Origin of the sequence: Mucilaginibacter sp. (genome assembly GCF_965277465.1) — a bacterium.
Classification (GTDB): Bacteria; Bacteroidota; Bacteroidia; order Sphingobacteriales; family Sphingobacteriaceae; genus Mucilaginibacter.
This window is the reverse complement of sequence record NZ_CBDICW010000001.1, coordinates 608,720-633,706: the sequence shown is the minus strand read 5'-3', so window position 1 is coordinate 633,706 and position 24,987 is coordinate 608,720. Positions and strand designations below refer to the sequence as shown.

Annotated in this window: 24 protein-coding genes and 1 tRNA gene; 11 read left to right on the top strand and 14 right to left on the bottom strand. The window is 40.5% G+C overall.

Annotation, left to right across the window (positions count from 1 at the left end; translation table 11 throughout):
• Positions 1–8 precede the first annotated feature (8 nt).
• Together ACQY4U_RS02825 and ACQY4U_RS02820 are read right to left on the bottom strand one after the other, a co-directional pair.
• Complete coding sequence (locus ACQY4U_RS02825; protein WP_428327858.1) at positions 9–1,832, bottom strand: DUF3857 domain-containing protein; 1,824 nt, start codon at positions 1,830–1,832, stop codon at positions 9–11.
• A 287-nt stretch (positions 1,833–2,119) separates the two neighbouring features.
• Positions 2,120–2,305, bottom strand: a complete 186-nt coding sequence (locus ACQY4U_RS02820; RefSeq protein ID WP_428327857.1) for a hypothetical protein — start codon at positions 2,303–2,305, stop codon at positions 2,120–2,122.
• Positions 2,306–2,396: 91 nt separating this feature from the next.
• Between ACQY4U_RS02820 and ACQY4U_RS02815 the strand changes: the two genes are divergently transcribed.
• Complete coding sequence (locus ACQY4U_RS02815) at positions 2,397–3,335, top strand: SPFH domain-containing protein (RefSeq protein ID WP_428327856.1); 939 nt, start codon at positions 2,397–2,399, stop codon at positions 3,333–3,335.
• A gap of 17 nt (positions 3,336–3,352) precedes the next feature.
• Positions 3,353–3,904: a DUF922 domain-containing protein gene (locus ACQY4U_RS02810; protein WP_428327855.1), complete on the top strand. Its 552-nt coding sequence runs from the start codon at positions 3,353–3,355 to the stop codon at positions 3,902–3,904.
• A 6-nt stretch (positions 3,905–3,910) separates the two neighbouring features.
• On the opposite strand, the gene ACQY4U_RS02805 is transcribed toward ACQY4U_RS02810, so the two are convergent.
• Genes ACQY4U_RS02805 through ACQY4U_RS02780 form a run of 6 tightly spaced genes read right to left on the bottom strand, consistent with a single transcriptional unit; the run spans position 3,911 to position 10,290 of the window.
• A complete protein-coding gene (locus ACQY4U_RS02805) occupies positions 3,911–4,909 on the bottom strand; it encodes an L-histidine N(alpha)-methyltransferase (protein ID WP_428327854.1) in 999 nt (332 codons plus the stop codon).
• A 12-nt stretch (positions 4,910–4,921) separates the two neighbouring features.
• Positions 4,922–6,073 (bottom strand): ergothioneine biosynthesis protein EgtB, encoded by a 1,152-nt coding sequence (gene egtB / locus ACQY4U_RS02800; protein ID WP_428327853.1) that lies wholly within the window; start codon positions 6,071–6,073, stop codon positions 4,922–4,924.
• 5 nt (positions 6,074–6,078) lie between these two features.
• Positions 6,079–7,650 carry an ABC transporter permease/substrate-binding protein gene (locus ACQY4U_RS02795; protein ID WP_428327852.1) on the bottom strand — a complete coding sequence of 524 codons (1,572 nt, stop codon included), beginning with the start codon at positions 7,648–7,650 and terminating at the stop codon, positions 6,079–6,081.
• Positions 7,643–8,608 (bottom strand): ABC transporter ATP-binding protein, encoded by a 966-nt coding sequence (locus ACQY4U_RS02790; protein WP_428327851.1) that lies wholly within the window; start codon positions 8,606–8,608, stop codon positions 7,643–7,645. The genes ACQY4U_RS02795 and ACQY4U_RS02790 overlap by 8 nt, the downstream gene beginning before the upstream one ends.
• A gap of 11 nt (positions 8,609–8,619) precedes the next feature.
• Entirely contained in the window at positions 8,620–10,005 is a 1,386-nt protein-coding gene (locus tag ACQY4U_RS02785; protein WP_428327850.1) for a mercuric reductase, read from the bottom strand.
• 3 nt (positions 10,006–10,008) lie between these two features.
• Positions 10,009–10,290, bottom strand: a complete 282-nt coding sequence (locus tag ACQY4U_RS02780; protein WP_428327849.1) for a DUF427 domain-containing protein — start codon at positions 10,288–10,290, stop codon at positions 10,009–10,011.
• Between the two features lie 284 nt (positions 10,291–10,574).
• Here ACQY4U_RS02780 and ACQY4U_RS02775 point away from each other — a divergent pair.
• From ACQY4U_RS02775 to ACQY4U_RS02765, 3 genes are all read left to right on the top strand, one after another.
• A tRNA-Glu gene (locus tag ACQY4U_RS02775) sits at positions 10,575–10,646 on the top strand.
• Positions 10,647–11,086: 440 nt separating this feature from the next.
• On the top strand, positions 11,087–12,793 hold the full coding sequence (gene kdpA / locus ACQY4U_RS02770) for a potassium-transporting ATPase subunit KdpA (protein WP_428327848.1): 1,707 nt from the start codon (positions 11,087–11,089) through the stop codon (positions 12,791–12,793).
• A gap of 345 nt (positions 12,794–13,138) precedes the next feature.
• On the top strand, positions 13,139–14,239 hold the full coding sequence (locus ACQY4U_RS02765; protein WP_428327847.1) for a 3-oxoacyl-ACP synthase III family protein: 1,101 nt from the start codon (positions 13,139–13,141) through the stop codon (positions 14,237–14,239).
• Positions 14,240–14,443: 204 nt separating this feature from the next.
• Here ACQY4U_RS02765 and ACQY4U_RS02760 read toward each other — a convergent pair whose 3' ends face one another.
• Entirely contained in the window at positions 14,444–15,397 is a 954-nt protein-coding gene (locus ACQY4U_RS02760) for an alpha/beta hydrolase (protein WP_428327846.1), read from the bottom strand.
• Between the two features lie 266 nt (positions 15,398–15,663).
• Between ACQY4U_RS02760 and ACQY4U_RS02755 the strand changes: the two genes are divergently transcribed.
• Positions 15,664–17,307: a PAS domain S-box protein gene (locus ACQY4U_RS02755; protein WP_428327845.1), complete on the top strand. Its 1,644-nt coding sequence runs from the start codon at positions 15,664–15,666 to the stop codon at positions 17,305–17,307.
• Positions 17,308–17,369: 62 nt separating this feature from the next.
• On the opposite strand, the gene ACQY4U_RS02750 is transcribed toward ACQY4U_RS02755, so the two are convergent.
• Positions 17,370–17,810: an Hsp20/alpha crystallin family protein gene (locus tag ACQY4U_RS02750; RefSeq protein WP_428327844.1), complete on the bottom strand. Its 441-nt coding sequence runs from the start codon at positions 17,808–17,810 to the stop codon at positions 17,370–17,372.
• Positions 17,811–17,935: 125 nt separating this feature from the next.
• Entirely contained in the window at positions 17,936–18,217 is a 282-nt protein-coding gene (locus ACQY4U_RS02745; RefSeq protein ID WP_428327843.1) for a hypothetical protein, read from the bottom strand.
• A gap of 144 nt (positions 18,218–18,361) precedes the next feature.
• Between ACQY4U_RS02745 and ACQY4U_RS02740 the strand changes: the two genes are divergently transcribed.
• Positions 18,362–19,888, top strand: a complete 1,527-nt coding sequence (locus ACQY4U_RS02740; RefSeq protein ID WP_428327842.1) for a PAS domain-containing sensor histidine kinase — start codon at positions 18,362–18,364, stop codon at positions 19,886–19,888.
• 4 nt (positions 19,889–19,892) lie between these two features.
• Positions 19,893–20,249, top strand: coding sequence for a response regulator (locus ACQY4U_RS02735; RefSeq protein WP_428327841.1), 357 nt, complete (start codon positions 19,893–19,895; stop codon positions 20,247–20,249).
• Between the two features lie 52 nt (positions 20,250–20,301).
• Here ACQY4U_RS02735 and ACQY4U_RS02730 read toward each other — a convergent pair whose 3' ends face one another.
• From ACQY4U_RS02730 to ACQY4U_RS02720, 3 genes are all read right to left on the bottom strand, one after another.
• A complete protein-coding gene (locus ACQY4U_RS02730) occupies positions 20,302–21,468 on the bottom strand; it encodes an ATP-binding protein (protein WP_428327840.1) in 1,167 nt (388 codons plus the stop codon).
• Positions 21,469–21,531: 63 nt separating this feature from the next.
• Positions 21,532–23,079 carry a GNAT family N-acetyltransferase gene (locus ACQY4U_RS02725; RefSeq protein ID WP_428327839.1) on the bottom strand — a complete coding sequence of 516 codons (1,548 nt, stop codon included), beginning with the start codon at positions 23,077–23,079 and terminating at the stop codon, positions 21,532–21,534.
• Between the two features lie 113 nt (positions 23,080–23,192).
• Positions 23,193–23,384, bottom strand: coding sequence for a cold-shock protein (locus ACQY4U_RS02720; protein ID WP_428327838.1), 192 nt, complete (start codon positions 23,382–23,384; stop codon positions 23,193–23,195).
• Positions 23,385–23,581: 197 nt separating this feature from the next.
• Between ACQY4U_RS02720 and ACQY4U_RS02715 the strand changes: the two genes are divergently transcribed.
• The 3 genes from ACQY4U_RS02715 (at position 23,582) to ACQY4U_RS02705 (ending at position 24,985) form a co-directional block, all read left to right on the top strand.
• Positions 23,582–23,821, top strand: coding sequence for a hypothetical protein (locus ACQY4U_RS02715; protein ID WP_428327837.1), 240 nt, complete (start codon positions 23,582–23,584; stop codon positions 23,819–23,821).
• 187 nt (positions 23,822–24,008) lie between these two features.
• The gene (locus tag ACQY4U_RS02710) at positions 24,009–24,368 is read left to right on the top strand and encodes a response regulator transcription factor (RefSeq protein ID WP_428327836.1); all 360 of its coding nucleotides are present in this window, start codon (positions 24,009–24,011) and stop codon (positions 24,366–24,368) included.
• A gap of 83 nt (positions 24,369–24,451) precedes the next feature.
• On the top strand, positions 24,452–24,985 hold the full coding sequence (locus tag ACQY4U_RS02705; RefSeq protein ID WP_428327835.1) for a DUF892 family protein: 534 nt from the start codon (positions 24,452–24,454) through the stop codon (positions 24,983–24,985).
• The last annotated feature ends 2 nt before the right edge of the window (positions 24,986–24,987 follow it).

Sequence of the window (24,987 nt, the reverse complement as noted above, 5' to 3'; positions counted from 1 at the left end):
GCATCATATCAGGCTTTTTTCAAAACGATCTGTTCATTAAGCATTTCGTGCATTTTTTTGAAAAAGGCATGAAAATCGGCATAGTTCTCTTTCGAATATTCGGTCACATTATAATTGATACTGTAGCGTACCACTATGGTACCTTCCTGCTCGGCTACAAAACGTTTAAAGCTAAAGCTCTTATCGGGCATTATTATGGTTACGCTTTTTGGCATGGCATCAACCTTATAGCCTGTGGGCACTTTATAAATACCATTTATTGAGTAATTGCGGCAATAGCCAAAATCAATATCGGTCATCCTGTTTTCGCTTAAAAAAGGATTGGTTTTAAGCGGGGTAAACAGGTTAGGGTTTAAATAAATATAGTTTTCGTCAGATCCGGCGAGCTCCATATTGAATGCCACATTTTGCGTTAATGGCAAACTGTCAACATCCATGTTATCAAACTTTACGGTTGTTATTTTAAGGTTATTATCATCATCCCTTAAATAATCAATATACTTTTTTTCGCCATCCTTTTTATAGCGCGTAATAGCGCCAATCTTATCATAGCTTACATTATTAATTTGTGCGGTGCCTTCCAGCCTGCCGCCTGCCTTTATATCTGCATTTATTAAAACCACCTGCCTTACTACCGAAGCCTTTTTTAGCTGAACTATATCATACAGGTTTTTGGGCTTATCAATGTACAACCCGGCTGAATTTAACAGATCAGACGGTGTTTCATTATATAAGTTATACTTACCTGTGGCATCCAAAATATACATTTTGGCACTATCAACCGGCACATAAGCTACGGCACGGTTAAATTGGCTTAGGGATGTATAATATGGGTCTACCCGGCCATGCTCGCGCGTGCTTACCACCATTGGATATACCTCAATCCCCGATTGTTTGAGCAAATGATAAAGGATGAGGTTGATCTCGGCAGAATTCCCGGTTTTATTTTCCCAGGCGCGGTAGGTACCATCAATGGTATACCACCTGTCGTTCTCGTTCCATTTCATGGTATTTTTAACCTGGTTAAAAATATAGGCTATCTTTTCATCGTTTGATTTCAGCGTTTTAGCCTTGGCTATTATTGCCTCCTCGCCATTCAGCTTCCTTTTTAATTGGCCGCCAAAATCATCATCATCAATTAGCAGGCCCCCAACTTTGGCCCATGTTTCTGAAAACGACTTACCAAAACCACCGATAGGCCTTATTGAAACCAATTGAAAACGGATTGACTGTACATTATCATGGTACGATGACATATAAGGCTCATCGGCCAATGAAGCGATGTTACCCATCGCCCTGGTTTCTTTTTCCAGGTTATACGAATAAGATTGTGAACCTTCAAAAAAAGACCGGGCATCCGTAGTATGCGTGTCCTTTAACATAGGTTGTATAATATGCGGATGCGCCCTAAAGTAAAAAACATCCGGAATAGCAGTAGTAAACTCGCTATATCTTACCGGGATCTTTTCCTGAAAATCCCAATCCGGGAAATCAGTAAAGCTGTCAGCATTCCAGTTGTATTTATATTCAATGATTGAGCCGGCCTTTACATTGGGTAAGGTAAAGGTTATTTCGCTGTGGTATTTATCAATAACCTTGGTATAGATAAGCTTTTTATCCATTTTGATGATCTCTGTTTTACCATCAACCAGGTTTATGGTTTCGGCTTGTATACCGGTGATATATTCAAGCCTGTTACCGCTGTAAAATTCTATACGTACATCGGCTTCGCTTTTACCGTGATCGTTAAATATTTTTACCCGCTTGTGTATTTCTTCCGTTATGGAAAGCATATCAGCTCCAAAATAAACTTCGCCTTTTTCAAAAAGCACTTCGGCATTAGCGTCTTTTCAAAGTCGCAGGCTTTCAGCTCCAGGTCGGCAGAGTTTACTTTTCCGAAGGGTTCTGTGGGAGTTAGTGAAGTAGTTTGTGATTTAACAGATAAAGAGCATGCAACAAGTGCAAAAATTGTGTAAAGTCTATTCATTGGTTAAGGTTTAGCCAAGCCGAATATAAACATTAACCAAACCATGCAATGATTTAATTAAAAATAATCCGGCCGGCAAAATTCCTTTCAACCAATAAACCCTAAAAAGACGATGAATAAGTGGTCTTTTTCTTAAACCTCGTCCTTTGTAGTTCTTATCAGGCTGATGCCTGTAAAGAAAAACAGGATGGCAATTATCCCTACCACAACCATTGTGGTAATTTTACCGCTTTGATTAATTACACCAACCCCGGTAAAAATTAAGCCGATAATTCCTAATACAGTAAGTATGGCTCCAAAAGTGCGTTTTAAGTTCATAATAATTTAATGCTGAATTATACAGCATTAATTAAAAACAAATTGCACACCAATAATTAATCATACATTTATAATATATTATTTATTAGCTATGAATACTGAAATAGGCTTTTTTATTGTTGTTTTTGTTTTACTGGTGATATTACTCTCCTCGTTCGTGTCTGTAAAACAGGGCACTATAGTGGTAATTACTGTTTTTGGAAAATACCGCCGCATATTAACCCCGGGCTTAAATTTTAAGATCCCATTTATTGAAAATATTTATTCAAAAATATCTATCCAGAACCGGTCTGTAGAACTGGAGTTCCAGGCCGTAACGTTCGACCAGGCCAATGTATACTTTAAAGCCATGCTGCTTTATTCGGTACTGGACCAGCAAGAGGAAACCATTAAAAACGTAGCCTTTAAGTTTGTTGACGACCGTAACCTGATGCAGGCACTTATCCGCACGGTTGAGGGCTCAATCCGCGCCTTTGTGGCTACCAAGCGCCAATCAGAAGTATTGATACTTCGCCGCGACATTGTAGAGCATGTGAAGGAGCAATTAGATGTGATATTAGAAGGCTGGGGCTATCACCTGCAGGATCTGCAATTGAACGATATTACTTTTGATGAAGTGATCATGAAATCAATGAGCCAGGTAGTGGCATCCAACAACCTTAAAGCTGCTGCCGAAAACGAAGGCCAGGCCTTATTGATCACTAAAACTAAAGCTGCCGAAGCAGAAGGTAACGCGATCAAGATCTCGGCCGAGGCTGAGCGCCAGGCATCGCAGCTGCGCGGGCAGGGTGTGGCCTTGTTTCGCGAGGAGGTGGCCAAGGGTATGTCAGTAGCTGCAAAAGAAATGCAGGATGCCAATATGGATACTTCTGTTATATTGTTCACCATGTGGACAGAATCAATTAAACACTTTGCCGAAAACTCACAGGGCAACGTGATCTTCCTCGATGGATCAACCGATGCCATGCAACAAACCATGAAAGAAATGATGGCATTAAACCATATGCATGCAGATAAGGTCAAAAAGTAAAATTTTTACTTGACGATATGATGAATTTCGGGTTAGTGCGGTTGATATTGGTTTTAGCTTTGGGGCTTTTTATAAGTGCAAGTGTTTCGGCGCAAGCATTTCATCAGCTCCGGATGGATGATTTTCAGGGGGTACCGCGCAGCAATAATGGGAGTGTTATTGCGTATACCAACTGCTCTATCAGCTTCCGTTACCAGGCACAGAGGGAGCGCGATTATTACCGGCTTAACTTTGATATTCAGCTTACGCTAAACAATAATAAATCGTGGATGGATAAGGGCCGCATTACATCGCAGGCTATGCTTGCCGAAGTGTTAAGGCACGAGCAAGGGCATTATACCATTGCTTATATGGAACAGCAGGAGTTGTTAAGAGCGGTAGCCAAAACTGTTTTTTATGCCGATTACCAATCGGCGGCAGCAAATATATTTAACCGCATTGATGCCAAATACAAACAGCTGAACCAGGATTATGATGCCGATACCCAGCACATGACCAACCGTGCGCAACAGCAAAGCTGGGATGCCTACTTTAAAAAACGCTTGGAATATATGCCCCCGCAGGAATAAGCTTAATTACTCTGCCACCCAGATAGCATCTGTAAACCAATGCTTGTTATCAAAAAAATGTTCAACAGGCTTAAAGGCAGCCTTGGCAGCCATCTGATCAATTTGTTGAATGGTAAACTTTTGTGAGATCTCCATAAAAATGTATTCATCCTTTTCAAAGTGGATGGTTTCCATCCCGTTGATGTTTACATCCTGATCTTTAAGGCTTATGAGGTAGCTTTTGCAGGCGCCTGTTTCAGGATCATAGGTGGGGTAATGCTCAAATTCCGTTACATCAAAATCAGCATTAAGCTCCCGGTTCATGCGCTCCAGCAGGTTAAGGTTAAATCTTTTGGTGATCCCTTCCTTATCGTTATAAGCAGCTAATACCGTTTGGGGGTTCTTTTTCAAATCGACACCAATCAGCACCATATCCCCTGGCGAAAGGTGATTGCGCAGATCCATACTAAACTGCTCGGCCACATCAACCGGCATATTGCCAATGTTTGAGCCTAAAAACATTACCACCTTGCGCTTTTTTGAAATTGAGGCCGCTTTTTTAAGCATGTCAAAATACTCGCCGTTTAAACCGGTTATTTGCAAACCCGGCAAGGTTACTGGAAGTGTTATATTAAGGTATGATATTACGTTTGATGATATATCAATAGGTAAATAACTGAAGTTGGCCCCCTGCGTTAATAAATATTGAAGCAGGTAGGTTGATTTAGTGGCATCGCCTGCACCTAATTCAATCAAATCAAAGGCATCCCCATCGCCCATAATAGCTTTACAGATCTCTGCTGTTTTTTCAGCAAATATCTCCAGTTCGCAATTGGTTGGGTAATATTCATCGCAGTTCATCAGGTCCTGGAAAAGCTTATCGCCATTGGCGTCATAAAAATACATGGAGCTCAGGTACTTTGGCTTTGCGTTAAGCCCGCATACTACATCGTAATAAAACTTTCCTGTTCTGCAGCTTGAAAGTTCATTTACTTCTCCTTTGGTGAATATTTCGGTGTTTTTCATCGGTATCAGATCTTATTTAGCCAGCCTAATGCCGGTGAATTGCCATCTTAAATTTGTTTGGAAAAAATTGCGGTAGGTTATGCGGCTGTGCCCCGGCGAGGTAACTTCGGATGCGCCCCTTAATACCTTTTGGTTAACCATAAACTTGCCATTGTATTCGCCTATTGCCCCGGGGGCCTTGGCAAAACCAGGGTAGGGCAGGTATGAACTTTCTGTCCACTCCCAGCTTTTGCCCCAGCTAAATTGTGTTGCTGCTGCTTCCCACTCAAACTCGGTAGGCAATCTTAAGCCTTTCCACGAGGCATAAGCATAAGCCTCAAAATAATTAATATGGCACACAGATTCTTTTAAGCTCAATAGCTCAAGCCCATGATAGGTGTAATGATACCATTCTTCATCAATTAAATGCCAGTAAAGCGGTGCTTCAACCTTGTTGGTTTTAACCCAATCCCAGCCCTCGGCATGCCAGTGGCGAAAATCATGGTAGCCGCCGCTGTTTATAAATTCAAGATATTCGGCATTGGTAACCAGATTAGGGCTGATCTCAAAAGCATTAAGGTATACCTTATGCGGATTAAGCTCATTATCAAAACAAAAACCTTCGCCTTTAAAGCCTATTTCGTAAATGCCTTCATTCAGCTTAATAAATTCATCACTGCCTGCAGGAGTTGTTTTAGGCGATACATAATCTTTTGAATATGCCGGGAACAGGGGGTTATGGCCTAAAATATATTTTATATCAGTATATAGTAGTTCCTGGTGCTGCTCTTCGTGATTAAAGCCAAGCGTTAGCAGTTCCTTAATTTCATCGCTTGGCTCTTCGCACAAAAACTTAAGCATCGCCTCGTCAACATACTCGCGGTATTTATAAATTTCAATAACAGTTGGCCTGCTCAGATTACCACGATCTGTACGGATAACGCGGTTACCAACCGTTTCGTAATAGCTGTTAAAAACGTAATTGTATTCGGGGTTATATTCCTGGTAACCCATAAAATAGGGTTTAAGGATAAAGGTTTCAAAAAACCAGGTGGTGTGGCCTATATGCCATTTAGGCGGACTAACATCGCCTACCGGCTGCACCACATAGTCTTCCGTTTGCAGGGGTGCGCAAATATGCTCCGTTCGTTTACGTACCTTTATATAACAGTCTGCTATGTCCATTTGTATCACTTACTTTCCAAATACCTTTCAAGGCTCGAAATTGTTTTAATATTTAACGCTTTTGCCTGCTTTCTGCGCATCATTAGCGCATAAGCATTATTAAAGCCTATCGGCTTTAACCAGTTGATATGGTATTTATCCTCAAATCCCTTTTTAACATAATTATAAGTGGCTTCCTTACTCCCGGTTAATGAATCAACCGTTTTTTGCGGGGCCTGCAATATGGTGAGCAAACCGGTACCAGTATATTCCGGGTAAAAATCTATTTGATCGTTGGTTAAGGCATCAAAACATATTTTGGTGCCGCCCAGCCCTGTTTTCGTAGCCGTGTCATAATCAGTATACCCCTTTATCAGCATGCTGTAAATACTTGCCAGTATATATTGTTCGCCAAATATTTTTGAGCCGATACGTACAATCCCGGCATTACCGTTGCGGGCGGGCCGCCATAATTTATTCGCTTTTAAAAAATCCCGGGCTACGCGCTCAGGGGTTTGGTGAAGATAGTCTGTCCGGTAATTAAGAGCCGTCATTATGCTGTCATTTATCCTGCCCGAAAGTAAGTTCAATGTTTTTTCAAGTTCCGGAAAATTTTTAAGTGCCTCATCGCGCACAATGGGCCCAGCATAATAGGGTGGAAATATCGCTTTATCATCATCTAAAACAATTAGGTCGTAAGCCTTGAGCCTTCCATCGGTGGAGTAACCGCTGATCACATCCAGCTGTTTTTCATAAGCTGCTTTGTACATCACCGCATCGTTAATAACCAGCGTTTGGATCTTTAAGCCATATTTGCTTTGCAGGCCCAGGTTACCATCCTGCCGGCCCATAAACTCGGGGGTAAAACCCGCCCTGAGCTTACTGCCATAAGCCGATGGTATAAAATAGAACAAGGACAGCAGTACCAACAAAAAGGGTAAGACCGCAGTAGCTGTTCTTAATTTTTTGCTATTTAACTTTTGCAGTCGCGATAGCAAAAAGTCAAAAATAATAGCCAGCAAAGCCGCCGGAATGGCCCCGGCCAAAATCATGTTGGTATTATTGAGCGAGATGCCGCCGAAAATAAACTCGCCCAGGCCACCCGCTGCAATGTACGATGCCAAAGTAGCCACACCAACAATTATTACCGTAGCCGTACGGATACCCGCAAATATAACGGGCATAGCCAGCGGCAGCTCAACCTTAAACAAAACCTGCCACTTACTCATGCCCATTGCCGCTGCGGCTTCCTTAACGGCTGCATCAACCCCCGTAATACCAGTATAGGTATTGCGGATGATGGGCAATAAGGCATATAACAATAAGGCCACAATAGCGGGTTTTGCCCCGATACCTAACAGGGGGATCATAAAACCTAACAGGGCAATGCTTGGCACCGTTTGCAAAACGCCTGCAATGCCTAATACAGCTCCCGAAAATTGCTTTTTACGGGTGATGAATATACCCAGCGGCAAACCAATAAGTACGGCTATAAAAAGCGAAACAAAGGTAAGCCCGATATGCTGTAAGGTTTGCGTGCCCAGTTTATCACTTTGCTGCCGCATAAAATCCCATAAGGTTTGCTGTTGCTCATTCATGGGTTTGCTGTTTTTTATATTGATAAAATGCAGCCATCAGTTGCTCAAAACTTGCCGACCGGATTTCGGCAGTTTCTTTATGGGTGATATTTATGGTTTCGGCATCATTAAATTTAAAGTGCTCCAACCCCGACCAAAAATCAGTATCGGCCGATAGGCCTGAAACTTTGCTTATAGCCGACGCTGGTGCTATCCAGTTCCATACATCATAAAGCCGGATGGTTTTAAACTCCAGCTGCAATCGCTGTTCCTGCAAAAAGCCTTTAACAAAGCTGTTTTTGGGCTTAAATAATAATTCGGAAGGGGTGCCGTTCTGCACTATTTTACCCTGATCCATCAGGCAAATATGGTCGCCCAATTCAAAGGCTTCTTGTACATCGTGCGTTACCATGATGATGGTTTTTCTTTTCAGTTCATCCAGGGCTTTAAACTCTGCATGGATCTTTGAGCGGGTAACGTTATCGAGCGCCCCAAATGGCTCGTCCATCAGCAAAACAGCCGGATCGGCAACCAATGCCCTTGCCAGGCCAATACGCTGCTGCTGGCCGCCGCTTAGTTCGTTAGGGTAGGCGTTAAGATGATCTTTAGAGAGATGAAGTTTTTCGAGCAGTTCAGATACCCGCTTTTCGGTTCGTTTTTTATCCCATTTAAGTAACTGGGGAACAATAGCAATATTTTCGGCCACGGTATAATGCGGAAATAAGCCGTTATTTTGTAAAACATAGCCTATTCCCCGCCTTAAAATTTCGGGCGACTGCTCAAAAACATTTTTCCCATCAATAAAAATATTCCCGGCCGAAGGTTCTATCAGCCGGTTAATCATTTTTAGGGTTGTGGTTTTACCGCAGCCGCTGGTGCCTAATAAAATCAGGTTCTCGTGCGCCTCAACTTTAAACGAAATATTATCAACGGCCTTAACCATACCAAAATGCTTGCTGAGATTTTGAACCCTGATCATAAATACAAGAATTAATCTGCTAAGGCCAAAAACAAGTTATTTAATGATTCGGCATACAACGGGTGTGCAAAAACACAATAACGGATCTGCTCATAAGTAATACCACCCATCATGGCCATCTGTAATACCGTCATGATCTCGCCACCTTCGGCCCCTAAAATAGCAGCCCCTAATATCAGTTTAGTATCCGGGTCAACTATGGCTTTCATAAAGCCGCGGGTATCGCCGTTCTCAATAGCGCGGGCCACATGCGCCATAGGCAGTTTGGCCACTTTATATTTGATGCCCTGCTTTTTTGCTTCAGCTTCGCTTATTCCTATCCGGCCCAATTGCGGGTCGGTAAACATGCAGTATGGAACAGGCCTGTCTTTTGTGCTTAGTTTTTGCTTTTCAATCAGATTACGATATACAATAGTATAATCGTTATAGGAAATATGGGTAAAAGCCGGGCCGCCTTTAACATCGCCCAAAGCATAAATACCTTTTACATTGGTTTCCAGCTTATCGTTAACAATAATATTTTTATGTTCATCAGTTTTAACCCCTGTTTTTGGCAGATTAAGGGCCTCAGATTGCGGCGTGCGGCCAATAGCCACCAGCACGTGCGAACATTTTATTTTTTCTTCCTTACTATTGTTACTAATGGTAGCAACAATTTTTCCGCCCGCCTTTTTCTTAAATTTTGTAGCGGTAGCATTTGTATAAATGCTGATAGCTTCTGCTTTAAGGATACTGGTTAATTCGGCCGAAATATCCTCATCCTCGCGGGATACAATACGGCCCGATCTTTCGATTATGGTAACCTTACTGCCAAACCTGCGGAACATCTGCCCAAACTCCAGTCCGATATAATTACCACCCAGGATCAGCAAATGCTCCGGGATATGGTCAAGCTCCATTATAGAAGTTGAGTTGAGGTAGTCAACATCATTTAGTCCCTCAATTTCAGGAATTGCTGGCTTTGCGCCGGTATTAATAAAGAACAGGTCGGCCTTCAGTTCTTTTGTCCTTCCGCTGTTAAGCTTTACAGAAATTGTTTTATCGGCAGTAAAGGTGGCTTCGCCAAATAGCAGGTCAAGTCCCCTGGTTTTTTCTATTGCTGCCTGGTTGCCGTTTCTGGATTTAAGCACAATATCATCCTTGCGCTTTTTGATTTTAGGCATATCAACCGAAAAGCTTTTTATTTTAATGCCCAACGGACCACTGTTAGCCGCCATATAGGCCATTTTAGCAGATGCAATCATGGTTTTGGTGGGCGTGCAGCCATCATTAACGCAGGTGCCCCCAACCCAACGCTTCTCAATGATTGCCGTTTTTTTACCTGCTTCGACCAGTTTTTTGGCCAAAGGGCCGCCTGCCTGCCCGGCACCTATTATAATTGCATCGTACTGCTTCATCCTTTATTGGGTTATTTTAACTCCCTTCCAAAACGCAACATGGCCTGCAATGTTTGCCGCTGCCTCTTTTGGTTCGGGGTAAAACCACGCCGCATCAGGGTTATGCATGCCATCCACATCAAGCGAGTAGTAAGAGGCAAGCCCTTTCCAGGGGCAGGTAGTATGGGTTGGCGATGGTTTAAGGTATTCGGCCTTAACACTTTCAATTGGGAAATAATGATTGTTTTCAACCACAACGGTATCATTGCTTTCGGCAATTACCTGGTTGTTCCATGTAGCTTTCATATAGTTGGTTAGATATTTTATGTATAAATATAAGCGGTAAATTACCACATAAAAAATGAAGAGTACTGTTTTTGTTTGATAGAATAAAAAAGCATGGGAAAACGCGTTAATAAGTATCAATTTAAAACCGATTATTCACTTGAATTAGCCATATAAGGTTGCATTTGTCACGCCAGGTAAATTTTTTTTAAATAATATTTTTAATTTCTCATTAAACGTATATCTTTGCAATCCCAAAACAAGGGGTATTTAAGTAGAATTACTGAATATAAAAAGCCATAAATGGCCCGTTCGTCTAGGGGTTAGGACGTTAGATTTTCATTCTAGAAACAGGGGTTCGATTCCCCTACGGGCTACAAAAGGAACTTATTCCCAAATGACTGAAGGCTTCTCCAAAAGAGAGGCCTTTTTTTGTTGACATTTAGCAACTATATGCTATAAGTCAAGCTCTATCTAAAGTGTTCTAAATGAACCGTTTACATCCATCATGGAATGTTTAAACATCCCGCTAACAAAAGTAAATACTACATTTCGTGTATACTTACTTTGTGAATTTAGGTGCTTTGTTAGCTATTCATCTGGTGAATAGTAAGCCCTGTCAGCAGGCAGCTGAATTAGGTACAGCTAATTATCATTTTAATAATGCCTCTTTCAAATTGATAGGTTATGCAGCTTAATTTATTACATTAAATAAACAATCAACTAATAACCAAACACTTACAAACAAGGCACTATTTTAGCTATGCATTACTGGTTTAGCAATTTCCTACATTAATTGTTTATTAATACTCATTAAATGATAGTTGATAGTTTTGGTTTTATAGTGCTGTTTCTGGTTACACTTTTACTCGCAGTACCATTAGGAGGCTACATGAAGCGCGTGTATAAACACGATAAAAGTTTCTTAGATATAATCAGTCCGGTCGAAACATGGCTGTTTAAAATATGCGGTATCGATCAGGAAAAATCAATGGATTGGAAACAGTACCTGCTGGCCTTGCTGTGTGTACAATTAGTTTGGATATTACCAGCATTTATATTACTTATTTTACAGGGCAGCCTTTTTCTAAATCCTGCCCATATAACCGGAATGGAGTGGTCTTTAGCGCTGAATTCTACCATCAGTTTTATAACCAGTACCAATCTTCAACATTATGCTGGTGAGAGCGGTGCCAGTTACCTTTCGCAAATTGGTGTGTTTACGTTTCTACAATTTGTAAGTGCTGCTACAAGTTTGGCGGCAGGCGTTGCCATTGTTCGTGGTTTAACTGCAGATCCTGGTACGGGTCTGGGTAATTTCTTTAATGATTTCTTACGATCATGCACAAGGATATTGTTGCCATTATCGGTTATAGTAGCCATCATTTTTATGATTGGAGGCGTGCCCATGACCTTTAAGGGGCCGGATAAAGTTGTAACGCTACAGGGCGATACCGTTAACGTTGCGAGAGGTCCGGTGGCATCCATGATACCTATAAAAGAGATGGGGTCGAACGGAGGCGGTTTTTTTGGCGCTAATGATGCACATCCATTTGAGAACCCGTCATTTAAAACCTATGTAGTGCATTATATCATCGTGTTATTGTTGCCAATGGCATTTGTGTTTTTTATCGGATATTATTTAAACCGGAAAAAATTTGCCTGGATGTTGTTTGGCGTAATGACGGCGGGCTTATTATTACTTGCTGTACCGATAATAAAACAGGAAGCAGGAGGCAATCCTAAAACAGAACGTTTAGGCATAAACCAATCAGCCGGTAATATGGAGGGAAAGGAAGTACGTTTTGGTAGTAATTACTCTGCTTTTTATGCTGCTGAAAATGTAGCGGTGCCTGCCGGTACGGTGGTATCTGTACATGACAGTTATATGCCCTTATCATCCGTTGCTATGCTGGTTGGTATGCAGATAGATGCATTTTTTGGAGGTTTGGGTACCGGCTTTATCAATATGTTAATGTATCTGATCATTGCCGTGTTTATTGGTACGCTGATGATTGGCAGATCGCCGGAGTTTTTCGGTAAAAAAATCAGCACCAAAGAAATGCAGGTAGCCATAATAGTTAGTGTGCTCCAAATATTTGTTCCTATTGTGCTTGCAGCAATTGCCTGTTATATTTATATGAATAAGGCCGGGGGTGGTGACTCCCTGGGCTGGCTGAGTAACAAAGGGCCTCATGGTTTTACAACTATGCTCTATGAATATGTGTCGTCAGTTGCTGGTAATGGGTCAAATTTCGGAGGGCTGGGTAATAATACTATTTTCTGGAATTTAACTACAGCCTTTGCTATGCTCTCAGGGCGTTATGTTCCCATTATTGGTGGGCTGATGATTGTAGGTTTGATGAAAGAGAAAAAATATATTCCTGCTTCGTTGGGTACGCTACAAACAGATTCTGCAACATTCGGCGTGTTTCTTTTCGCCGTTATTATGATTCTAAGCGTGCTGTCACTTTTTGTAATTTTTATGGCCGGCCCAATCACCGAACATTTCTCACTCCATTAAACAAATAACTCCCATAAACTATAACAATACATAACGCCAAAAGCTGAGTAACAGTTATGACTTGATAACCTTAATAATCGGTTCAATTAAAGTTAAAATACTTTCAGGTGTTCAAACAAACCCCGTTATGGTAACGGAAAATAAGTATCTAAACACAATATTTTCCTTTATGCGAAAGGGTATACCTGTTCAAAATCAGGCTGAAGATTCGGGTCAGACATAAAAAGATTTCAATCTTCCCGAATGACAAATCTCAGAAAACACTATGCTTAAAGTCACTTAAATAATTAAACGTTATCATTAAGTTTGTAACACATCAATATTAACGGACAAGTTTAGCTATACATGCCCCTTTATCATTCAAAAACTCAAACATACAGTGTTATTGCCGGTAGCGGTAGTTACCTGCCAACCCGCATTATCAAAAATTCCGACTTTTTAAATCACACTTTTTATGATCAGGCTGGCAGAAAACTGGAACAATCCAATGAAGAGATCATACGGAAGTTTACGGAGATCACCGGTATTTTTGAACGCCGTTATGTAACTCATGATCTCGTTACCTCCGATATTGCCTTTTTTGCAGCGGAGGCTGCTATTCAGGATTCCGGCATAAATATGGAAGAGCTGGACTATATAATTGTTGCGCATAATTTCGGGGACATACTTGAAAATAATCGGAGGAGTGATCTTGTTCCTGCGCTTGCATCACGTGTAAAGTTTCGCCTGGGAATAAAGAATTCCAATACCGTATGCTATGACCTTCCCTTTGGCTGCGCGGGCTGGCTTCAGGGCATTATTCAGGGTGACCTTTACATACGTTCCGGTGAAGCGAAAAATATTCTCGTAATCGGAGCTGAAACGCTTTCCCGGGTTACAGATGCTCATGACCGCGACTGTATGCTGTTTGCAGACGGCGCCGGCGCCGTTGTGCTGCAAGCCCGTGAAAGCACTTTGCCAACCGGTATTGTATCTCACAGTTGCCGAAGCTATGCAGAGCAGGCCCTGGTTTTAAAAATGGGTGAATCCAATTACCCTGCTCATCCTTCTGCTGAACAATTAGTGCTTAAAATGCAGGGCCGGACACTTTACGAGCATGCACTTAAAGCTGTGCCTGCGGTGATCAAGGAAACAATGGATAAAGTAAAGCTACCTATTGAAAATATGAAGATGCTGCTGATTCATCAGGCAAACAGGAAAATGGACGAGGCCATACTTAAACGGCTTTACCAGGCATTCGGCCTCACTGAATTGCCCGAAAATATCATGCCGCTTACCGTAGAAACACTTGGAAACAGCTCAGTTGCTACTTTACCAACGTTGTACGACCTTGTGCGGAAAGGTCAGCTGCCCGGTTATACAATTAAACCAGGAGATAACCTGGTTTTCGCATCTGTAGGTGCAGGCGTTAATGTCAATTCAATCGTTTACCGGGTTCCTGAATAACAACAAAATACTTGAAACCGAGGCCAGGAATCTACACCAAGTATTTTAACCACGAGCGAATTCAACATCAATGTTGCGCATAAATTGCCGTTTCCAAATTTATCCAGGCTGTTAATATTTTTATAATAATAAACAATATGGGTAACAAACGGAATTAAGCCGTTTTTCATCTCGCAATAATTGAGGGTTAGGGATAAGGCCTTGTTACTTTCTCAATAAAAAAAGGACAGGTATATCTAATCTTTTATTCCATGCTTTTTCTGAATGATTCTCGCCGGGAAACTCTCGGCTAATCCAGTTCTTTTTGTTATATCCTGCAGTTTTCAATATTTCATCGGCCTGCAATTGATATGGTTTGTACATGGAATCCAGCGTTTTGCTCCCGTAGTCAAAATAGAGCTTATGGTTTTTGGGTGAAGGTAAGTGTGTTTTTAAATAATTTAAGAACGACGCAGGTATAGGGTTGTTTTCGGTTGTGAAAATTCCGGGCCAATGGGTTGACAGACAGGCAGCGCCGCCAAAAATATCCGGATATTCGCAAATGGCATACATTGAAATTAACCCGCCCATGCTTGAACCTGCAATAAAGGTGTTTTGCTGATCGGTTTTCGTACTGAAATGGCTATCGATATAAGGTTTCAGCTCCAACACGAGGAATTTCAAGTAATTATCAGACACCGGCCCATTGCCGATGAGCGGAGTGCCTTTGTCTTTACCAATATTGAGTATATGCTGCTGGTCGTCTTTGCTCATACTATAAAATGGCTTCTCTGGAAAATACTCTGGGTGCCTTAAATTAGTGTTCCATACCGCTACTACAATACAGTTCTTTATTTGGTTTTTAGCCATTAACTTACAAAGGGTTTCATCCATACCCCACTCTTGATGGTTCCACGTGGTGGTGCTATCAAAAAGTGCCTGTCCGTCGTGCATATATAGCACGGCGTATTTTTTTGAGGGGTTATAACCTTCCGGCAACCATACATCAACATTACGGGGCATCACATATTGAGATGGAAAACTCTCCATCCGTTTAACCGACCCGCAGGCTACTTTAGGAATGGCTTGGGCCATACTAATGTTGTTGATTAAAACCAAGGTTAAAATTAATATCAGCCTGTGCGTTTTAATATTTTGCTTAGCTAATAAAGCGTTCATAAGCATTATAATTGGTCAGCAAATTTATTCTTTTATGCCGTATATTCTTGCAGGGTTATCATAAAACCAGGCTTTCGGTATGGTTTTTATCACCTTTCATGCCCATTCATATCTGAATTTCTTATCTGTGCCTATACATCAAAACCTGGTCAAAATTGATTTTAGAAAGAATTAGAACTATTTGTAGTTTATAAATGTAATTTTAGTGGCTATTGCTTTTCGTTACAACGATCTCGCGATTCTTTAATAATGCTTAAATTTCAAAAATGGTGAATTATTGGTGGCGGCAGTACCAGCAAAGTGTAAAAGGGAAAACGATTTCACACATCGCAGGCACGCAATCCGAATTAAGCTATTGGCAGGATCTTTTGTTTTTCAATTTCCTGTTTTATTGTTTGCCCATAAGTTTTATAGCAGTTATCCCCGGAGTATTTATGGCTGTGAACGAGGGCTACACCGTAATCGCATATGTAGATCTGATCAGCTTATTATTACTATCTATTATCACCTTTTCCCACCAGATTCCACTTAAAATAAGAAAAATTTTTATAATCATCATTTTTTATACTTTAGCTATATTTCTGATCAATCTCTTGGGATATATCGGGCCGGGCGTCTTTTATCTTTTTGCTATTACAGTACTTATCGCACTTGTTTTTTCAAAGCGATACGCTTACTGGTCGATACTGGCAAATACATTGATACTTTCTTTTTTTGCCGCTGTCATCCGGTTTAAACTTTTTTACTCACCCCTAAACCATGAATACACTACAGGGCAATGGATAGCCTTCAGCTCCAACCTGATATTTTTAAATATAATTCTTGTAGCCCTGATCAACCGTATTTTTCAAAGCCTTCAGGACACTATTGATACGAAAGGACATTTACAGCAGCGCTACAAAGGTATTTTTGACCAAAGCCCTATGCCTATGTGGATCTTTGATACATCGACCCTGAAATTTTTGGAAGTAAATAAGGCGGCAGTGCGGCATTATGGCTACGCTGAAAATGAGTTTTTACAAATGACGATAAAAGATATCCGCCTTGATACTGCTATATCAAATTTAGAGAAATTGGTTGAAACGAATCGAAAATCCGGCTTGTTTTATCAGGGAGATGCGGAGCATATTAAAAAAGGAGGCGAAAGAATACATGTAAAAATAGAAAGTAATTTATTAATGCTTGACGGTCAAGAGGTAAGGCTTGTATTAGCAACAGATATTACCGATCAGGTAAAAAGCGAACGAGAAGTTAACAAGGCCAATCTAAAAATCAAAAGATCGGAGGCCAGTTTACGGGCTATCTTTGAAAGTGCCGCAGATGGATTTGTACTTTTAGATCACGAACTTACGATCAAGGCTTTTAACTCGAAAGCCAAGGGCTATGTACAATTGAATAAAAATCAAACCGAATTCGAAGCTGGCCGTAATATTTACGAGTATATAGAAAGTTCCAAACAGGGGTATTTCAGGTCGGCAATTAAAAACGTGTTTGGAGGGGAGATAGTTGAATATGACAGGCGCTATCGCCGGGATGCAACATCAATACAATGGATACGTTTCACGTTAACACCTGTTATAGAAGACGAGGTGGTTAAGGGAGTATGTATAACAGGCAGAGATGTCACAGTTCGCAAGTTATATCTTCAAAACCTGGAAGATCAAAACAAAACGTTCAGGGAAATCTCATGGATGCAGTCACATTTAGTGAGAGCCCCACTGGCACGGATCATGGGTTTAATTGACATTTTAAAAACCGCCCGAGATGACGACTTCGATGAAGCGATCAATTATATCTTGTCATCTGCACATGAACTGGATGGGGTTATCAATAAAATCACGGTAGAGTCAAATACCATCATCAGTAAATACCCTATACCTATTGATATTGATCCGGCAAAAAGTAATTAAAACACAAACGTATTTTATATAACAAAGCCACCTTAAAGGTGGCTTTGTTATAGTATCTCAGATTACTTCAGCTCAATTTGGCGGCTCGCCATTTTCGCTTCTTCTTTTTTGGCAATATCCACTTTAAGGATACCTTCTTCATAAGCCGCTTCAATCCGGCTGTGGTCGGCCTGTTCAGGCAAGGTAAACGAACGCACGAAAGAGGAATAACTAAACTCACGTTTAGCATAACGTTTGTTCTCTTCACTACTTTCATTTTGATTTTCTACCGTGATGTTTAACACATTCCTGTCCAGGCTGATCTTAAAATCCTGTTTCTTCAGGCCCGGCGCAGCAAGATCTATGTGGAAATGATCAGTAGTTTCGCTGATGTTAACGGCAGGTACGCGGGTTACCATACGGTCATTAAAAAATGTGTCATTAAAGATTGATTCAAAAACGTCATTAAAGCCTGGCAATAATGCGTTCGCTCCTTTGTTGTTGTTAAATTTAACCAGTGTCATGGCTTTATTTTTTTAATGTTTATAATTTATTACTGATCACGGTATTACAACATCAATACCAATATAACCAACCCGTAAAAATTTCAGTAAAAAACTGAAATTTTTACAGTCCTGATGTCATTTTTTCAGAGACTGAGATTTTTAAACAGGTCTCTTGTAATGATGCGCACATTATGAGCAATATCATCTAATGTGCAATGCAGTATTCTTACCGGCAGTGGGATACCGTTCTGCACCTCTGTAAAATCCATGTATAATATGGATTGTTCTGATAAGTCATCGGTGCCTTTAAATTGTTCAACAATGGCCATTGCCTGCTCGCGGTCTTTACCAAGATCAAAGTTGCCGTAGGTTTCAAATCCAGCCGGAGTTTTAATATGCAGTGAAATTTGATAGTTAGTTTCCATATGTTAAAGATTTAGAAAACAAGTACAACAAATATTCCAATCCCCACCTCATTAAATATTTCAACTATCAGTTATCAAACTATTTTTTAGTTATCACGTTGTCAAAGTATATATCAAATATTGTTAGGGGTGTATTGTTAACTTATGGATGATTTTTTAAAGCGTTTGCCCAATACGGGGCAAACAGATATACGGTTATTTGCCGCGGCCGTCAGCGCTTCCAATAATGGCGTAGTAATCACTGATCACACGCAGCCGGACGAACCAATAATATATTGCAATAAAGCGTTTGAATCCATCACGGGGTATAACAATAAAGAAATTGTTGGTCACAATTGCCGCTTTTTACAGGATGGTGATGATAACCAGGATGCCCGTCACCTGCTGCGTAAAGCCATCAAAAACGGTGAACACTGCAAGGTGGAGATCCGTAATTACAAAAAAGACGGTCGACTTTTCTGGAATGAATTAATGATTTCGCCTGTAAAAGATCAGGATGGTAATATCACGAATTTTATCGGCATACAAAATGACATTACCCGGCGGAAAGAAGCGGAAGATGCATTGGCAGCAGAAAAAGGACATTTAGAGGAACGAGTATTAGAGCGGACTGAAGATTTACAGGAAAGCGAAACCTATTTGGCCAGCATCATTGAAACCATTCGGGAGAGCCTGATGGTGCTGGATGAAAAAATGAGAGTTTTAAGCGTTAACGATCACTTTTGCCGTTTTTTTAAATCAACGGAAAAAGAAATCAGGGGCAAAGTTCTTTTTGAACATCATAATGGTCAATGGAATTTACCCGAGTTAAAGAACCTGCTGATCAATGTTTTGCCGAATAATAATCCTTTCGAGGGCTTTGAAATAGAAAATGAGTTTCCAAACATTGGCCGTAAGCTGTTGGTATTAAATGCACGCCAGGTTACGTTGAAAGGAAAATACCAGAACAGGATACTGCTTGCCATTGAAGATATTACTGAGCGCAGGGAAATAGAACAGCGGAAGGAGGATTTTATCAGCATTGCCAGCCATGAGATGAAAACACCATTAACCAGCATTAAAGGAAACCTGCAATTGCTGCAAAGAAAAGCAATTCAAAATAACGACACCCAATATTTAAGCGGATTTGAAACGGCTGCCAAATCAATTGCGCGGTTGGAAAAACTGATCTATGACCTGTTAGATGTATCAAAGATCCAGTCAGGAAAAGTAGGCTTCTATTTTACCAAATTTAATTTTGGACAGCTGATTACCGAAGCAGTAAATGGCGTACAGGCAACAACGCAGACTCATAAATTAGTAATGACAGGTTCGGCAGATATGGTAATTACTGCCGACTTTGGTAGATTGGAACAGGTATTACTTAACCTGCTCAGTAATGCCATCAAATACTCGCCTGATGGGAAAAAGATAATGGTTCATACCAGTATATTACCCGACTATGTAAAAGTATCCATTACAGATACCGGCGTAGGCATACACGAACGGGATCATAAAAGAATTTTTGAGCGGTTTTACAGAGCTGATCAAATTTCGGAGAAATTCCCCGGCGTAGGTATAGGTCTGTATGTCAGTAACGAGATCATCAAAGAACATAAAGGCACTCTGTGGGTAGAAAGTCAGGAGGGCCAGGGCTCCGTTTTTAGTTTTACTATTCCTATCAATCGTTAATAAAATGAGCAAAATACTGATCTGTGATGATGAACAGGAAATACTGGATATCACCCGGCTGATCCTGGAAGATTCCGGGCACGAGGTTGTAGCAGTAATGGATAGCAATACCGTGGCCTACTTAATAGAACGGGAAAAGCCCGATGTGCTGCTTATTGATCTGTGGATGCCGGGAATGTCAGGTGATCAGGTGGTAAGACAACTTCGAAAAAACGACTCGTTAAGGAGTATCCCCATTGTCGTGATTTCGGCAAGTAAAGAAGGAAAAGAAATCGCTTATGCAGCAGGTGCAGATGATTTCCTCGAAAAACCGTATGATATAGATGACCTGGTTGCTATAGTGGAAAAGCAATTGGCATAACGCCTGAAACGTTAACAGAATTAGTTTTTCATTAAACCTGTTTTCAAAAGCATTAGTTCAACGGAAGCGTAAATTTAAACGTACTGCCTTTTCCGGGTTTGCTCTCGACCCAGATTTTTCCATGATGACGGTTAATGATTTCAGCACACAGGTAAAGACCGATGCCGAAACCCGCGATTTTCTCTGTTTCTTTACTCTCTACCCGATAATGGGGCAGAAATAGCTTTTCAATTTCTGGTGGTTCTACGCCAAGCCCCTGGTCTATGACACTTACCTCCACGGTGGTATCGTGAAGTACGTAACCTATTTCAATCTCTGCACTTTTATCAGAATATTTTGCCGCATTACTCAACAGGTTTACCAGCACCTGCTCTATTTTTTCACGGTCAGCATTTACAGTTACGGCTTCGCTGGGAGCATTCACTATATGGTGCGTAGCCGTTATAAATAAAGTTTCTTCCACTACCTCGTTGATCAGCGTGTCAAGGCGGAACTCTTCTTTGTTTAAATGTATTTTACCGGCTTCAGCACCTGACAGATTCAGGAGGCTATTGATCATATTGAGCATTTTTTTGACCTGTTTATCCACTTTGGACAGTGCACCAATCGAAAAATTATCTTTCTGCTTTTTAGCCCAGTTATTCAGCATCTGCACATAAGCCTTCAAAGCGGTCAGGGGTGTTTTCAACTCATGGCTAACCATACCAATAAACTTACTGCGCCTCAGGTCACTTTGTTTTTGCTCGGTGATATCCATGATGATTCCTGAGAAGTAGCTGTTGCCTACATTTGGACTGCTGAAACCGCCCGTTACGCTCAGCCATTTTTGTTTATGATCAGGAACTGCCACAATGGGGAATTCAATGTAAAGCGCATGTTGTTTTCTAAAGGCATTTTCAATAGCCTCCACAGCACTTTTTCTATGCTTTACTACAACTTTTAACATGGCATCCTCAAAAGACATATCTTCTTTTGGCAAAAAGCCGAATAGTTCCCTGGTACGTTCCGACGGCAGGAATTTCCTGGATACGGGGTCAATGATCCAAATACCTACATTAGCAGAATCAAGCGCAATTTCGGCTATATCTATAGCCTTAAAAGGCTCAGGGAGATCTGGATTATAGTTCTCATCAGGAAACTCGTTCACGCCACTTTGGTTATTCATATCAACCCTCAAATGCAATGTACTGCAAAATACTTTATTTAAAAAACACATCATCTTTATCGATAGTGCATCATTAACATACTACTATGCCGTTAAACATATAGGCCAGGCTTAAAATTATTTCTTGCTCTTATTAATTATTTTATAAATATCTAATCTTCTGTCTTTCAGGTTTCTTACTGCGCCAAAATTATGAAGTTCTTTTAACAAATCTACATCCACATCGGCTATCAAGGTTGTTTCGGTATTAGGTGTGGCTTCCGCTTTGATACCATTACTTGGGAAAGAAAAATCCGAAGGCGTAAAAACAGCTGACTGTGCATATTGTATATCCATGTTATGAACTTTGGGTAAATTCCCCACACTGCCCGCTATAGCAACATAACATTCGTTTTCTATGGCCCTGGCCTGTGCGCAGCTTCTAACCCGTGTATAGCCGTTTTGAGTGTCAGTCATAAAAGGCACAAAAAGAATTTGCATCCCCTGTTCTGCCAATAATCGGGGCAGTTCCGGAAATTCTACGTCATAACAGATCAATATCCCGATCTTGCCGCAATCCGTATCGAAGGTAGTAATGTGATCTCCGCCTACCATTCCCCAGGCACTTTGTTCAGCCGGCGTTAAGTGAATTTTACGGTACATTTCATAAGAACCATCCCTGCGGCAAAGATATCCTACATTTTGCAGCACCCCGTTGTCCAGGTAAGGCATACTACCTGTTATAATATTAATGTTATAACTGATTGCGTACTCCATAAATTTATCGCGCAAAGGAATAGTGAAATTTGCTATTTCACGCATCGCATCAGCCCCGCTTAAATGGTTGTAAGCCGTCATTAACGGCGCATTGAACAATTCCGGGAACAGTACAAAATCACTTTGGTAGTCACTGATCACATCTACAAAAAATTCAATTTGTTCGCACAACGATTCCATATTCTCAAATGGGCGCATTTGCCATTGCACCAAACCTAACCTGATAATGGATTTTTTGGAGTTGATATGAGCCGCTTCCTCGTTGTAATAAATATTATTCCACTCCAATAATGACGCGTATTCAAGCGATTGCGTATCTCCGGGTAAATAGCCTTTTAGTATCTTCCTAACGTGGAAATCGTTAGCCAACTGAAAAGATAAAGTTGGATCGTGAATTTCTTTACCTTTTACTTTCTCCAGGTAGGCTTTAGGCGTTAGCTTATCAGCGTAGTCTTTGTATTTTGGGATACGTCCTCCGGCGATTATCGCCCGCAGGTTATGCCTTTCGCATATTTCTTTACGTGCATCATATAACCTTCTGCCTATGCGCATCCCCCGGTGGTCGGGATGAACAAAAAAGTCAATTCCGTACAGTACATCTCCGTCTTTATCATGTGTTGAAAATGTATAATTGCCAGTAATTTGTGCATAGGTATGGTTGTCACCAAATTTGTCATAATCTACTATCAGTGAGAGCGCACAGCCGGCAATTGACCCGTTGACCAATATGCAGATCTGGCCTTCAGGAAATATTTTAACAAGTTCGTTGATATGTGGTTCTCCCCAATAGGAAGCGCCTTCCCATTCAGCGTATGCTTCAATCATCGAAGCTTTTAAGCCTAAATAATCTTCCTTGGTCAGCGTTCTTAATTCTATTTTTAAATCTTCGTTTTTAATTTCTTTTTCCATTTTCATAATTAGTCCTTTCTGCAATGACAAATGTAAAGTGCAGATCAGAATTTAAAAGTAAAAAAAAAGCATCCTCCCGGTAAGGAGGATGCCCACAATAATATTTATAGATATTAAGCTATTTTTACATTTACTGCGTTAGGGCCTTTACGGCCTTCTTCTACATCAAAACTAACTACGTTATTCTCGCGAATGTTATCAATTAAGCCTGTAGAGTGAACAAAAATCTCGCTACCACCATTGTTTGGTGTAATAAATCCGAATCCTTTTGTTTCATTAAAAAATTTTACTGTTCCTTGTTGCATTGTATTGTTTATTGAATAAGTCTACAAGGTAGGCATAATTATCGAGATATTTTCTTTTTGGTGAAAAAATTTAACGATGGTTAAATTGGTGGGTATTTAAAAAACGAAAAAACAAAATATTTGCTTTGCTGTTTTATAGCCGAAGTTCTGATTTAACGGGACGATATTGCGAAACAAACTTTTATATTATTTGAACTATGAAAAATCCATTTAAAAAAAGTGACCACACCGTTCTCATCGCCGGAATCGCAATCGCCAGTGTTGCAGCAGGCGCTTTAGCCTATCTTTTCCTGTCAGAAAGCGGCAACGAAACCCGGAAAAGCCTGAAAAAGAAAATTAAAGCAATAGCCAAGGATGCCGCAAGTGACGTTATCCAAAAAAAAGCTAAATTTTCTAAAAAAGTAAGTGAGGCCATAGCTGACGAAGCCATCAAATAGCCTTTTAAATTATAAAAGACATCCTGCAGATCTGGGTGTCTTTTATAATTTGCTGATAAACTTTCTCAAATAGCTATTAAGGATCTGGCTCCTGATACCATTTAACGTTTACTTTAGTATTAAAATAATTTATTTACTTAAATAGCAAAAACGGGAACAGGCTTTGCTATGCACATGGAAAAACGTTATGTCTAAAAGAATACTCGTAATTGACGATGATGAGGATATTTTGGAAATCCTGCATATCGTTTTCCAGGAAGAAGGGTATGAAGTAATATTATCTAATACAGGTAAAGCAGCTGAACATATTCAGATTATCCATCCTGATTTGATTCTTCTTGATGTACGCATTGAAGGTTCAGCTAAGCGGGGTGATGAAATCTGCGCTGAACTAAAAGAGCAATACAAAGAAAAAATGCCGATTATCCTGGTTTCGGCAGAAACAGATCTGGAAGTACTGGCTAATGAATGTGGTGCGGATTATTATATCAGTAAACCTTTTGATATATACCAGTTATTGATGCAGGTGCAAAAATTTCTGGTTTAGTTAATACAACATTATTTTACTGATAATATTTACCGAAACTCGAAATTTTGCGACTTTCGTATATTGAAATTTACGATGACCCAATGGAAGAAAATCACAAGAACCCAAAAGAGGTTAAAAAAATCAGTTTCGGCCCGAAAAAATTAAAAACATTCTTCGTTAAACATTTAGATAAAATTTATGCTGCAAAAGCTCACCTGGTAGGTCACTTACCTAAAATAGCCGATGAAGCTCATTTTTCAGATTTACGGTACGCTATACTGGAAACGATGGAAGATGTGGAAAAGCAGTTGGCCAGAATGGAAATTATATATAATATCCTGGATGCAGAACGCTCCGATGCCAGCTATAGCGGGTTATCGGGATTGGTTGATGACGCATTTACTGATATTGTTTTACACAGCGCTGAGCCTGAATTTCGTGATCTGGCTATAGCATTTTATATGCAAAATATAGAAAGCATGGAAGCGTCATCTTTCCAGGTTTTACAGATGGCCGCTGTGAAATTAAAGAATAACCAGATCAAACAATTGATTAAGGAAAACTACGATGAGGCCAAAGCAGACCGTACTTTACTTTTACTCATCACGGCAAAGTATATTACGGCTAAAGAATAATG